The organism is Micrococcus sp. 140720015-1 (assembly GCF_053627595.1).
This window is the reverse complement of the sequence record NZ_JBSEYC010000001.1, coordinates 16,629-29,630: the sequence shown is the minus strand read 5'-3', so window position 1 is coordinate 29,630 and position 13,002 is coordinate 16,629. Positions and strand designations below refer to the sequence as shown.

The following is a 13,002-nucleotide window of genomic DNA, read 5'->3' as shown; positions in this document are numbered from 1 at the left end:
CGCGGACGCAATCTATGTCGCACCGTACCAAGCGCGGCCCCGCGGTGGGCTTAGCTACATCGGGCCAAGCCCACCCCTCACCCCACCTCCGCCAGCGGGATTCCGCGCGCCTCTCCCCACGCCTGCCAGTCCCGCGCCGAGCGCGACCGCAGCGCGGCACTCAAGGCCGCGGCGACGTCGTCGCCGGTTCCTTCCGGCAGGTCCAGCTCGGCCCGCAGCGCTTCGGCAAAGTGCGGCTCGAGCGCGCCGACTGCGACGTGCCCCTCGGCCGCCGGGTACACGGCGTAGTAGGGGGTCACGCCGCCGAGGATCGCGTCGGGCTCGAGCAGGCCGTGCCGGGTCGGCAGCCCGACCGCGGCGGCCGCATCCGCCAGCGCCACCTGGGCGCGCCCACCGACCGCGTCGTCGCCTCCGCGGCCGCGCGCCAGCAGCAGCCCCAACGCGGCGCTCACCGCCTGCTCGGCCCCGTGCATGTCCGCCACGAGGGCGCGCGGGAGGACGGGAGTCCCGGCGTCGTCCACCGGCAGGAGGCCGGACTCGGCCTGGTAGGTGAGGTCGTGCCCGGGCACGTCGGCGCGCTCCCCCGCGAACCCGACGATGTCCACCTGGCACACCCGCGGGTGCCGCATCGCCACGGCCGCGGCGTCCAGGCCGAGCCGCCGCAGGGCCCCCGCCCGGTGGGAGGTGATGAACACATCCGCCGCGGCCAGTAGCTCCTCCATCTCGGCGCGGCCGGCATCGGACTTCAGATCCACCGTCACCACCCGCTGCCCCGCGTGCAGCTCGGCATACAGGCTGGGGCTCATGGTGGCCATGGGGTCACCGGCCGGCGGCAGCACCGTCACGACGTCGGCACCCAGCTCTCCGAGGCGGGCCGCGGCGGCGGGGCCGGGCCGGTTCAGGGCGATGGTGAGGACGGAGACGCCGTCCAGCGCAGAGCCGAGGTCCATGTCCCATGGTGGGCACGGGGCGTCGGGCGCCGGACCCATGGGTCTGACTGTGACGTGCATCTCGCTTGGGTCGCAACCCGCCTGCTCGGTCAGGCCGTCGACGACGGCCTGCCCCTTCCGGGAACGCCTGCGGTCGGTATGGGCGCACTTTGCAGGTTCAGAGCGACCGCACCCGTTCCAGGTCCGCTGGCGCTCACCCCGCCGGCCCGACCGCCAGCTCACCCGCCCCCGCACGCGCCGTTTCCCGAACGAAAACGCGGGGTGGGGCGTAGCCTGGCCGCCATGACCACCGTGTTCTACGACGACCAGGGCCGCCCCGAGCCGCCCTTCGCCGCGGGCGAGGCCGCCACCCTGCTGGGCTTCCTCGACTTCCTGCGCGCCACGATCGAGTGGAAGACGGCGGACCTGGACACGGCGGCGCTGCACCGCCGGCTGCCGGGGCACCCGTCCGCAATGACGCTCGGCGGCCTGCTCAAGCACCTCGCGTTCGTCGAGTTCTGGTGGTTCGAGGCCGTCGCCCTCGGCGAGCCCACCTCGGCGCCCTGGGTGGGAGCGGACTTCGACGCCGACCCCGACTGGGACTGGCACAGCGCGGCGCAGGACTCCGCGGCGGACCTGCGCGCCCTCTGGCAGGGCCAGGTGGAGCGGTCCCGGCAGATCGTGGTGGACCTGCTCGCGGCGGACGGCGACGACGGCGCCGCGGCCCTGGCCCGCGCCCACCGGATCCGGGAGGGGCGGGACCCGGTCTCGCTGCGGTGGATCCTCACCCACATGATCGAGGAGTACGGCCGCCACGCCGGACACGCCGACCTGCTGCGCGAGGGGATCGACGGCCAGACCGGCGAGTGAGCCCGCCCCACCCGCAGCCCCGCCTGCGGTCGCACCCGGGTTCATCCCCTCGTCGGATGCCCGGCCCCGCACCGGCTGGGTAGATTCTGTGCCATGACCTCCCCCTCCCCTGCGTCCGCGCACCCGTCCGCCCCCGAGAGCGGGACGGGCCTGGGGTCCACCGGCGCGGCGGGGATCACCGGGCTCACCGCCGCCGAGGTCGCCGAGCGGGAGGCCGCGGGCCTGGTCAACGTCCAGTCGCGGGACACGTCCCGCTCGCTGGGTCAGATCCTGCGCGTGCACGTGTTCACGCTGTTCAATCTGGCGATCGCGCTGTGCGCCGTCGTCGTGATCCTGATGGGCCGCTGGTTGGACCTGCTGTTCTCGCTGGCCGCTGTGGCCAACGTGGTGATCGGCGTGGTCCAGGAGTACTCGGCCAAGCGGAAGCTGGACCGGATCGCGCTGCTGCACCAGGACGACGTCGTCGTCATCCGGGACGGGGCGCGCGTGCCCCTGCCGATGGCGCAGATCGTGCGGGACGACGTCGTGGTGCTGCGCCGCGGCGACCAGGTGCCCGTGGACGGCGAGGTCCTCGTCTCGGACGGCCTGGACATGGACGAGGCGCTGCTCACCGGGGAGAACGACCCCGTGCCCAAGACCCCCGGGGACGCCGTGCTCTCGGGCTCGGCCGTCGTGGCTGGCGCGGGCCTGGTGCGCGCGACGGCGGTGGGCGCGGCCTCGCACGCGGCCCGGCTCAGCGCCGAGGCCCGCCGCTACTCCGCCATCCACTCCGAGCTGCGCGGCGCCCTGGAGAAGGTGGCCCGCTGGCTGACGATCGCCCTGGTGCCGATCATCGCGGTGATCGTGCACGGCCAGATGACGGCGGTCGGCGGCTGGTCCCTCGCCCTCTCCCAGCCGCGCGAGGCGGCCCTGGAGCCCGCACTGATCGCGTCCGTGGCCGCGGTGACCAGCATGATCCCGCAGGGCCTGGCGCTCATGACGACCATCGCGTTCGTCGTGTCCGCGCTCAAGCTGGCCCAGCAGGAGGTCCTCATCCAGGAGCAGCCCGCCGTGGAGGTCCTGGCCCGCGTGGACACCGTCTGCCTGGACAAGACCGGCACCCTCACCGAGGGCGGCGTCCGGTTCGACCGGCTCACCGCACCCGCCTCGGCGGACGCGTCCCCGGACACCCACGACGACGGCGCCCCGGCCGAGGTCGGCGACGGGGCTCGGGCCGTTCTCGCCTGGTTCGGCGCGGACCCGGACGTGAACCCCACCGCGGCGGCCCTGCGCGAGCCCTTCACGGCCGTCCCGGCCATGGACCCCGCGGCCCAGGTGGCGTTCTCCTCCGCGCGCCGGTGGTCGGCGGTCGCGTTCGGCCCGGAGGCCGGGGCCGCAGCCGGCACGTGGCTGCTCGGCGCACCCGAGGCCCTCGTGGACGAGCGGCTCCTCGGCCCCGACGCCGCCGAGGCCGTCCGCGCCCAGGTCCACGCCGACGCGGACGCCGGCCGCCGTGTGCTGCTGCTGGCCCGCACGGACGCGCCCCTGGCCGGGGACGCGCTGCCCGCCGGAGGCGTCCCGGTCGCCGTCGTGACGTTCCGCGAGAACGTGCGCCCGGACGCCGCCGAGACCCTCGACTACTTCCACGCCCAGGGCGTGCGGACCGTGGTGATCTCCGGGGACAGCCCACGCACCGTGGCCGCCGTGGCCCGCGAGGTGGGCCTCGAGGTGGCGGGCCAGGCCTACGACGGGCGCATCCTGCCGGACGATCCCGGAGTGCTCGCCGACGTGATGGCCGAGCACGACGTGTTCGGCCGCGTCAGCCCGGACCAGAAGAAGGCGATGGTGCAGGCGCTGCAGTCGCGCGGGCACGTGGTGGCCATGACCGGCGACGGCGTGAACGACGCCCTGGCCCTGAAGACCGCGGACCTGGGCATCGCCATGGGCAACGCGGCCCCGGCCACCAAGGCGGTGTCCCGGATGGTGCTGCTGGACGGGCGCTTCGACCGCCTGCCGCGCGTGCTCGGCGAGGGCCGCCAGGTGATCGCGAACATGGAGCGGCTCGCCCACATCTACCTGACGAAGACGACGTACGCGCTGCTGTTCGGCGTGGTGTTCTCCCTGTTCGCGTGGCAGTTCCCGCTGCTGCCGCGGCAGGCCTCCACGGTGGACTTCATCATGATCGGCGCGCCCACGTTCTTCCTCGCGCTGCTGCCGAACCCGCGCCGCTACGTGCCCGGCTTCCTGGGGCGGGCGCTGCGGTTCGCGATCCCCTCCGGCGCGGTGATCCTGCTGTCCATGGTGGCCTTGCATGCGTACGTGCGCCTCACCGCCGGCGACGTCGACCTGGCCCGCCAGCAGGCCGCGTTCATGATCACCCTGACCCTGCTGGGCCTGTGGGTGCTCAGCGTGATGTCCCGGCCGCTGAGCGCGCGCGTGGTGCTGCTGATCCTGGCGATGTACGCGGTGCTGGCCGCCGTCGTGCTGGTGCCGGCCTCCCGCTGGTACCACCGGATGGAGGTCCCGCCCACGGACGTGCTCGTGGCCGCGCTGGTGGTCGCGGTCGTCGGGTGCGGGCTGATCGAGGTCATCCACCAGGTGCACCGCCGCCATGTGGCGCGGGTGCTGGCCGCCGCGGGGGCCTGAGATCCCTCAGCGGCGGGCGCGACGCACGGCGGCCCGGTATTCGCGCCACTCCGACACCAGCACGACGACGGCGAGCAACAGGTACGCGACGTTCCACGCGCTGAGCCGTTCCCCGGCCACCACGCCTGGGAGACGGGTGGCCAGGATGAGCAGCACGAACGCGGTGACCGCCCAGGCCCGCCGGCGGGGCGCGGCGACCCGGTCCTTCCGGAAGCCCGCGGCGTACGACTCCGGGGAGCCGAGCCCCTCGGCCAGCGGGCGCCCGGACGCGGCCCCGCGAGCCCGCGCGTCACGGACGATCTCGGCCACCCGCGCGTCGGGCAGGCCCTTGCGCAGCCGCAGGACGCCGGCGAGGCGGCGGGCCCAGGCGTCGTCGTCGAGGGCGGCGGGGGGCTCCCCCACGGGCCGACGGGCCGCCGGGAGCAGCCGGTGCGCGAGCCAGGCGAGGCCCGCGCAGACCGGGGCGACGGCGAGCAGCCAGAACGTGCTCCCGGTGAACAGGTGCGTCTGCGCGTTCACCTCGACGAGCCACCAGGCGAGCACCAGCACGAAGGCCAGGAGGGCGCCGCCGGCCACCAGCGTGGCGGCCAGCCGCGGGACGCGGGCGAGGAGCCGCTCCCAGAGGACCATCACCGCCACCCCGGCCACACCCATGAGCATCGGGGCCAGCAGCAACCCCCACGTGTAGTCGGTGGTGAGCCCGTCGCGGAGCAGCCAGACCAGGCAGAACAGGACGGCGATGCCGGCGGCGACCGTGAAGCCGAGCACCGGCACATCGCGCCAGGTGGCGTCGGGTGCGGCGGGGTCGGGGTGGGCGCGGTTGGTCATCGGTCGGGTCCTTCCTGTGTGCTCCGTTGCGGATCCCTTCCGGCGACCCTACGGCCCGGTCGAGCACGTCTCCGCATCGGGCGCCCTCCCTCGTGCCGGCGTCGGCGTCGCTCTACCGTGGGGGCATGGACTCCATGCCCCTCACCCGCGCGGCCGAGCGCGCCGCCCACGACGACGTCAACTTCCGCACCCGCAAGTGGGTCAAGCCGGAGGACCTCAACGCGAACAACACCCTCTTCGGCGGCTCGCTGCTGCGCTGGGTCGACGAGGAGGCGGCCATCTACGCGACCCTGCAGCTGGGCAACCCGCGGTGCGTGACGAAGCTGATCTCGGAGATCAACTTCCTGGCCTCGGCGAAGCAGGGCGACATGATCGAGATGGGCCTGCGCGCCACCGAGTTCGGGCGCACGTCCCTGACCATGCGGGCGAAGGTGCGGAACATCGTGACCGGCGAGATGATCCTGACCATCGACAAGATCGTGTTCGTGTCCCTGGGCGAGGACGGCAAGCCCGTGCCCCACGGCTTCACCGAGATCACCTACGACCGCGACCGCCTGCCCCTGGACAACCCCCTCTGAACCGGCCCGCCACCCCACGCGGCGCGGGGGCGGGCGGCTCTAGTCGATGCCGCGGGCGGCCAGGGCGTCCCCGACGTCGTCGGCGTGCTTGAAGCTGAGCACCAGCAGCGGCAGCGCCCAGGCCCACGGCGCCATCCGCACCCCGCGCGCGGCCTGCGCATGCCGGATCTGCTCAGCCAGGGCGCGCAGGTGGCCGATCGAGGAGAGCACCAGGCCCATCGCCAGGCCCACGCGGTCGGCGCGGAACCCCGCCCGCGCCAGGCGTGGCCCCGCCCACGGGATCCGCTCGACCGGCCGCAGCACCGCCTCGGCCACCCCGGTCATGTCCGCGATCCGAGTGGTGCGCGTCAACACCTGCGCGGTGAGCACGAGCCCGAGCACGCGCGCCACCATGAGTCCGGCGGCGAACGCGTCGGTGAAGATCCACTGCGCCACGAACAGGACCACGTAGAACAGCCACAGAGCGCGCAGGTCGGAGGCGATCATCGCCGCCCCGCGCCGCAGCCCGAAGCCCACGAGATACGCGGTCACGGCGCCCACGACGGCGGCGCCCGCCGTCCACAGGGACAGCGGCAGCAGGGTCAGGGCCAGCACCCACACCGCGAACAGACCCGTCTTGAGGCCGGCGCGGGCGTGGTGCAGGGGCGAGTCGCCGTGGATGTACAGGGAGAGCATCAGCGCAGCTCCGCCGCCACGGCGTGGTCCAGGAAGCGCTCGTACGCCTCGACCACCTCCTCGGCCGGGCCGGTCCGCTCCACACGGCCGCCGTGGATCCACACGGCCTCGTCGCACGCACGGGCCAGCTCGAGGTCGTGCGTCACCAGCAGCAGCTGGAACCCGTCCGGGACCGAGGGGTCGGCGGCCAGCAGCCGGTCGGCCACGATCCGCCGGTGCCGGCCGTCCAGCAGGGAGGTCGGCTCGTCGGCGATCACCAGGGACGGCCCGGCGGTCATCACCGAGCACATCGCCAGCCGCTGCGCCTGTCCCGAGGACAGGGACAGGCACGCCCGGTCCGCGAGCGCGGTGAGCCGGTGCTCCTCAAGCGCCGCGGCCACGCGCGCGGCGACGTCGTCCTTGGTCAGGCGGCGGCCGGCGTCGTCCCTGAGCGACTTCACGGTCAGCTCCACGTCCTCCCGGACGGTGGGCATGACCATCTGTGCGGCCGGGTTCGCGAACACGAAGCCGACGGTGCGGCGCAGCGCCTTCACGTCCCGGACGGCGTCCACCCCGTGCACGGTCACCTCCCCGGCGACGACGTCGGCCAGGCCGGCGATCGCGCGGGCCAGCGTGGACTTGCCGGAGCCGTTCTCCCCGATCACCGCCACGCGCGGGGCGGTGAGGGTGAGGTCCACGCCGTCGAGGAGCACGACGACGCCCTCGGGGCCGTCGGCCTCGACGCGGACGCCCGTGAGGGTGACGGAACGGTCCGGGCTCATCGGAAGGCGCGGGGGTAGGCCTTCCACAGGCCGACGATGAGGATGACGGCCACGACGAGCTTGATCAGGTCACCGGGCACGAACGGGGCCATGGAGAGGACGGCGGCGCCGAACTCCATCCCGGCCATCCCCACGAAGCCGAGCACGCCGAAGAAGTAGACCATCACGACGCCGCCGATCAGCCCGGCGACGGCCGCACCGAGCGCGACCCGTCCGGCACCGAGACCGGGACGGGCCCGGGAGGTGAGGGCCCAGAAGATCAGGCCGACGATCAGCGCGGACGGGATCCAGCCGAGGATGAAGCCGGCCGTCGGGCCGGCGAACACGCCCAGGCCGCCGCGGCCGCCGCTGAGCAGCGGCAGGCCGAGGGCCACGAGGCCGGCGAACAGCGCCATCGAGGCGGCCCCGCGCCACGGGCCGAGGATCACACCGGCCAGGATCACGGCGATGTTCTGCAGCACGATCGGGGCGGGCACACCGGCGACGGCGATCGGCGGCACCAGACCGAGGACGGCCATCAGCGCGGTCATGACGGCGATGCGCGCGAGGCTGCCGCCGGCGGAACCGCGACGGGGGCGGCGGCCGGTGTCGGCGGGGCGGTCCGCCGTCGTGGTGGCCGCGGGGCGGACGTGGCCGTCATGGGACGAGGGCACGGAAGTGCTCATGGAGGGACTCCTGGTGCGGAAGCGAGTGCGATGGGGCGCTCAGCCGAGGCGCTGGGCGCATGGCGAGTGACCGACGAGTTGAACAGTGTTCAGGAGTCTACTGCAGGGGCGAGGTGGGGGCGGCCGGGCAGTCTGGTGTCGAGATGCAGCGAAGAGTTCCAAAACGCTGTCGAGATGCAACGAAGATTTCAGAAACGCGCCAATTTGATTCATACGCCGATCAGGCCCTGAAGGGTTGACACCGGCTCCTCCTGCCCCTCGCCTGACCAGCGCACGTGTCGAGATGCAACGAAGATTTCAGAAACGCGCCAATTTGATTCATACGCCGGTCAGGGTCTGAAGGGTTGACGCCGGCTCCTCCTGCCCCTCGCTTGACCAGCGCACGAGATCACGGTCGCTACGCTCGATCCATGCCCGTCCGTCTGCGCCCTGCCGTCCTCGACGACGCCGAGGCCCTCGCCGCCCTGGCACGGAGCCAACGCGAGCACTTGGCCCCGTGGGAGCCGGAGCGCCCCACCCACTGGTTCACCGAAGCCGGCCAGCGCGAAGCCCTTGAACAGGCGGAGCACGACCGTGCAGCGGACCGCTCCTACGCGTTCCTCATCACCGACGCGGCGGGCTCGATCTTCGGCCGTCTCACCCTGGCCAGCGTGGTCCGCGGGGCCGGGCAGTTCTGCTCGATCGGTTATTGGGTCGCCCGCGAGGCGGCCGGCCGCGGCGTGGCGACCGCCGCCGTCGGGCAGGCCCTGCAGATCGCCTTCGGCGAGCTCGGACTGCACCGGGTGCAGGCTGAGATCCTGCCCCACAACCATGCGTCGCGTCGGATGCTGCAGCGCCACGGGTTCGAGCGTTACGGCCTGGCCCCGCAGTACCTGAAGATCGCCGGTCGCTGGCAGGATCACGAGCTCTGGCAGGTCCTCGCGCCGGCGGAGGAACAGCGGTGACCCCTGACGACGCCGCCCGGGAAGGACTTCTCACCAGCCGGGCCGCCTATGGCGCCCGCGCGGCCGAGTACACGGAGCTGCTGGGGACCATGGCCTCCGTGGCCGAGGACGACAGGCTGCTGGTCGAAGCCTGGGCCGGCCGGGTGGATGGGGTTCTGGCCGACGTCGGCTGCGGGCCGGCCCATTGGACCGCGCACCTGGCCTCGCTGGGCCATGACGTAACGGGCATTGAGCCGGTCGAAGAGTTCGTGACCCACGCACACCGAACTCACCCTGAGGTACGCGTGGAGCCGGGCTCGTTCCAGACCCTGCCCGTAGCCGCCGTCGACGGGATCCTGGGCTGGTACTCAATCATCCACACGCCGCCGGTGGAGATGCCTCTCCTCCTGGAGCGCGCACACCAGGCACTGCGCCCTGGCGGGTCACTGCTGCTGGGCTTCTTCGCGTCAGACCAGGTGGAGGCCTTCGATCATGCCGTCACCACGGCGTGGTACTGGCCGGTCGATGAGCTCGCGGGCGTGCTGGCCGCGGCGGGGTTCACCGTGGTCGGCCGCGGCACACGGCAGGACACGGGGGCCCGCCGGCACGGGTGGATCGAGGCTGTCAGGGAATGAATCGTCTGGCGCTTTCCGCCCCAAATTTTCCAGGGAACCGTCCTTCGCGATTCGCGTTCGATCTTCACCGCGTCTGGACAGTCAGCGAGCGCTCCCCTTGGGCGCCGCGAACCGTCGTTTGTGGCCGGCGTTCCGGCCCTCCTGCCGCGGGCCGCCCCGACTCCACGCGTCCTGCACCGCCACCTTCCCAATGCCGACAACGACACCCCGACCCGCACGGTGAAGCGGTCCCCTGCCGCGAGGTAAGACCCCCGTAGCATGTTCGCGCTCTCCGGACGACCGGAGCTCCAGGACCACGCCTACTCAAGACGGCAGAAGCCCCATACGGCGGGTGCCTCGAGACCTCTGGACAGGGTGGCGGGGGTAACCGACGGGCTCGCAGCAGGAAGCAGACGCCTCGACTCCCGGCAAGCTCCAGGAGAGGGGTGGCCATGACAGACAAAATACGAACACAAGTCCTCGAACCAGCCCCCGGGCAGGCCAGTGCCCACACCCGCAACCGTCAACGAGTAGGGGATGGGCACCATTGCGGCCGTGCAGGCTCAGTACCGGGTCACCTTAAGGGTGGCGTTCGCGCAGGACGCGGCCTTCTTCACCAGAAACGCCTTCTCCGTGGCATCAGCCTTCAACCCCCAGCGGATCTTCACCGCCGTCCAGTCCGCGATGTACTGGCACTGGTTCTTCGGCGGCAGCCACTGCTCCGGACCGCGGGCCTGCTTGGCCGAGTTCAACGCCGAGGTCTGCGCGTTCAGCGACCGGGCATCCCCCAAGTCGTTGTAGAACGCCACCCGCTTGGCCTTGGTCCAGTACCGAGCGCCCGAGCCCCACGCCTCATGCACGGGCACCATGTGATCGATCTGCACCGTCGAAGCAGACGTGTGCGTACGCAGATCCCAGCTGCTCACCCACTTGCCCGTGGCCACCGTGCACTTACGGGCCGTCGTGAACTTCGGGGTGGTCTTGGACTCTGCGATCAACACCTCTGCCCGCGTGTTCTGGCAGTCCCTGTTCGCATCCTTCCAGTCCCCGAACTGGGCGGCCCGGTCATAGCCGGCATTGTTCTCCGCCGCGACCGGCAACGACGCCACAGCCGTGCGCAGCGGGGCCGAATACGTGGTGCCGGCCGCCGCCGGGCCCGCACCCCCGAGGACAGCGGTGGCGACGAAAACAGCAGCAGCGGCCAGAGAAGCCAGAGAGCGTCGTGACATGGGCGAGTTCCTTGCTCGAGCGGATGACGCGATGCGAAGTCGCATCGCAGCTGATCCTAAGCTCACGTGGAACCCATGCTCGGCACGAGATCCCCGGTCCCTAGGATGGGCAGGATTAGCGCGGACAGCGCCCCATGCCACTTGGCCCAGAGAAAGAACACCCGTGTCTCGACTGACTGACCTGCTCGCCCAGGCCCGCAAGACCGACCCACAGCTGGCCGCAGACCTGGAAGCTGAGTTCCGCCAGCTCACCCAGCGCAGCCAGTTCGGTCTCGTGTTTGAGCGTCACCAGCCCGAAGCTGTGGAGCTGCCCGGCCGCCCCGTGCGCCGCGGAGACACCGTCCGCGTACTCCCCCCACGCGGGAGCCTCACCATCGGGGACACCCGCCAGTGGGTCGTCACCGACCTCGAACGCACCCAAGACGGCAAGCAAGCCCACCTGACCGAGGCAGACGTCGACCCCGAGGTCCGCGAGCCGGCCACCTCAACAGCAGCACTCGAGGACCTGGTGGTCGTCGCCCGCTTCGAGGACCCGATCTACCCGGGCCTGGTCGAGACAGGCCGCGTCGAGAACGGCGGGCCGGACAAGCCGTTCCACACGGTCATCAATGCCGAGAACTTCCACGCCCTCGAGATGCTCACCTACACCCACCGCCACGCGGTGGACTGCATCTACATCGACCCGCCCTACAATACCGGCGCCAAGGACTGGAAGTACAACAACGACTACGTCGAGGCCGACGACGACTACCGCCACTCGAAGTGGTTGTCCTTCATGGAGCGTCGCCTCCAGGTCGCCCGCGAACTTCTCAATCCCGATGGCTCCGTCTTGATCGTCACTATCGACGAGAAAGAGTATTTGCGGCTGGGGATGCTTCTCGAGCAGACTTTCCCCGAGGCACGTATTCAGATGGTAAGCGCGATTATCAACCCCAAGGGCTCCTCTCGACGTGACCAGTTTTCTCGGTTTGATGAATATATCTTCTTTGTGATGAATGGTTCGGCGCGCCCGGCCGCAGTTGCTGGCGATATGACAATGCGACAGGCGAGGTCAAAGGAAAAGGTTCGCTGGGCAGGGCTTATGCGCCAAGGGGCGAATGGGCGGCGCTCGGCTCGGCCAAACCTTTTTTATCCCATCTTCGTCGCGAATGAGACAGGTCGCGTCCACTCGGTGGGCGATTCCCTCCCCCTGGATGTCCCAAGATCAGAGGTCTCACCTCCGCCTGGTACGACCGCGATCTGGCCTCTGTCTAAGGCTGGGGGCGAATCGACCTGGGGTCGCGACCCAGAAAGCCTCCGAAAGGCGCTCTCTGCGGGGTATGTGAAGATAGGCCGATTTACGCCAGGATCGGAGAGGTGTGGATTTACCCACTTGCAATCTGGGCAGATAAAGGCCATCGAGGAAGGGGCGCTCGTCGTCACTGGTCGCGACTCAGATGGCTCGCTTCAGGTTGAGTTCGCCGAAGGCGGTCAGACTGCCATGCCGGGTACTGCCTGGCATCGTCCGGCCCACAGTGCGAGCGAGCATGGAAGCACGCTTCTGAATGCAATACTTCCCGATCGCAAGTTCCCCTTCCCGAAGAGCCTCTATGCGGTTGAAGATGCTGTGAGATTTTTCGTTCACGGGAAGCCGGATGCTGTCGTACTCGACTTCTTCTCGGGGTCAGGTACAACTGCTCACGCGGTAATGCGCCTGAACCGGCAGGATGGCGGCCGTCGACAGTGCATCTCGGTGACGAACAACGAGGTCTCCGCGGACGAGCAGAGAGGTCTGCGCAGGAAGGGTCTGCGACCGGGTGACCCGGAGTGGGAGCGGTGGGGCATCTGCGACTACATCACCAAGCCGCGCATCACTGCCGCCATCACGGGCAAGACCCCGGCCGGGGACCCGATCAAGGGGAACTACAAGTTCACTGACGAGTTCCCCATGGCGGACGGGTTCGAGGAGAACGCGGCGTTCTTCACCCTGACCTATGAGGCGCCCCGGCAGGTGCGTCGCAACCGTGCCTTCGCCCGGGTCGCGCCGATGCTCTGGTTCAAGGCCGGCTCGCGCGGTCGCATCATCTCTAGCCTTCCGGAACGGGGCTGGGATGTGGCTCAGGCCTACGGTGTGCTCGAGGACATGGACCACGCCCCCGAGTTCTTGGCCGCCCTAGAGGCTGACCCCCAGGTAGGGATGGCGTTCATCGTGACCGACTCCGAGGTGGCCTTCCAGTCCGTGGCCCGACAGCTGCCCGAACACACCACCGCGGTGCGCCTGTACGAGTCCTACCTGCACAACTTCCAGATCAACCGGAGGGCCTGA

The 13,002-nt window shown here is 70.9% G+C and carries 12 protein-coding genes; 6 read left to right on the top strand and 6 right to left on the bottom strand.

Annotated features, from left to right (window positions below):
- Positions 1–77: 77 nt before the first annotated feature.
- On the bottom strand, positions 78–950 hold the full coding sequence (locus tag ACUXPL_RS00155; RefSeq protein ID WP_454181059.1) for a CoA transferase: 873 nt from the start codon (positions 948–950) through the stop codon (positions 78–80).
- A 282-nt stretch (positions 951–1,232) separates the two neighbouring features.
- Between ACUXPL_RS00155 and ACUXPL_RS00150 the strand changes: the two genes are divergently transcribed.
- Entirely contained in the window at positions 1,233–1,799 is a 567-nt protein-coding gene (locus ACUXPL_RS00150) for a DinB family protein (RefSeq protein WP_010080071.1), read from the top strand.
- A gap of 93 nt (positions 1,800–1,892) precedes the next feature.
- A complete protein-coding gene (locus tag ACUXPL_RS00145; protein WP_454181057.1) occupies positions 1,893–4,424 on the top strand; it encodes an HAD-IC family P-type ATPase in 2,532 nt (843 codons plus the stop codon).
- A gap of 6 nt (positions 4,425–4,430) precedes the next feature.
- Here ACUXPL_RS00145 and ACUXPL_RS00140 read toward each other — a convergent pair whose 3' ends face one another.
- A complete protein-coding gene (locus tag ACUXPL_RS00140; RefSeq protein WP_454181055.1) occupies positions 4,431–5,252 on the bottom strand; it encodes a hypothetical protein in 822 nt (273 codons plus the stop codon).
- A 125-nt stretch (positions 5,253–5,377) separates the two neighbouring features.
- On the opposite strand from ACUXPL_RS00140, the gene ACUXPL_RS00135 reads away from it, so the two are divergent.
- On the top strand, positions 5,378–5,830 hold the full coding sequence (locus ACUXPL_RS00135) for an acyl-CoA thioesterase (protein ID WP_454181053.1): 453 nt from the start codon (positions 5,378–5,380) through the stop codon (positions 5,828–5,830).
- Positions 5,831–5,869: 39 nt separating this feature from the next.
- On the opposite strand, the gene ACUXPL_RS00130 is transcribed toward ACUXPL_RS00135, so the two are convergent.
- The 3 genes from ACUXPL_RS00130 to ACUXPL_RS00120 are packed head-to-tail and all read right to left on the bottom strand — an operon-like array spanning position 5,870 to position 7,931.
- Positions 5,870–6,505: an energy-coupling factor transporter transmembrane component T family protein gene (locus ACUXPL_RS00130; protein WP_087114677.1), complete on the bottom strand. Its 636-nt coding sequence runs from the start codon at positions 6,503–6,505 to the stop codon at positions 5,870–5,872.
- Positions 6,505–7,266 (bottom strand): energy-coupling factor ABC transporter ATP-binding protein, encoded by a 762-nt coding sequence (locus ACUXPL_RS00125; protein WP_454181051.1) that lies wholly within the window; start codon positions 7,264–7,266, stop codon positions 6,505–6,507. Before ACUXPL_RS00125 ends, ACUXPL_RS00130 begins: the two co-directional genes overlap by 1 nt.
- Complete coding sequence (locus ACUXPL_RS00120; RefSeq protein ID WP_371485096.1) at positions 7,263–7,931, bottom strand: biotin transporter BioY; 669 nt, start codon at positions 7,929–7,931, stop codon at positions 7,263–7,265. The genes ACUXPL_RS00125 and ACUXPL_RS00120 overlap by 4 nt, the downstream gene beginning before the upstream one ends.
- Before the next feature lie 410 nt (positions 7,932–8,341).
- Here ACUXPL_RS00120 and ACUXPL_RS00115 point away from each other — a divergent pair, with 410 nt between their 5' ends.
- Entirely contained in the window at positions 8,342–8,875 is a 534-nt protein-coding gene (locus ACUXPL_RS00115) for a GNAT family N-acetyltransferase (RefSeq protein WP_073557464.1), read from the top strand.
- On the top strand, positions 8,872–9,489 hold the full coding sequence (locus tag ACUXPL_RS00110; protein ID WP_454181048.1) for a class I SAM-dependent methyltransferase: 618 nt from the start codon (positions 8,872–8,874) through the stop codon (positions 9,487–9,489). Before ACUXPL_RS00115 ends, ACUXPL_RS00110 begins: the two co-directional genes overlap by 4 nt.
- Positions 9,490–10,031: 542 nt before the next feature.
- Here ACUXPL_RS00110 and ACUXPL_RS00105 read toward each other — a convergent pair.
- Positions 10,032–10,697 (bottom strand): HNH endonuclease family protein, encoded by a 666-nt coding sequence (locus tag ACUXPL_RS00105; RefSeq protein WP_454181046.1) that lies wholly within the window; start codon positions 10,695–10,697, stop codon positions 10,032–10,034.
- Positions 10,698–10,860: 163 nt separating this feature from the next.
- Between ACUXPL_RS00105 and ACUXPL_RS00100 the strand changes: the two genes are divergently transcribed.
- Positions 10,861–13,002, top strand: a complete 2,142-nt coding sequence (locus tag ACUXPL_RS00100; RefSeq protein WP_336265429.1) for a site-specific DNA-methyltransferase — start codon at positions 10,861–10,863, stop codon at positions 13,000–13,002.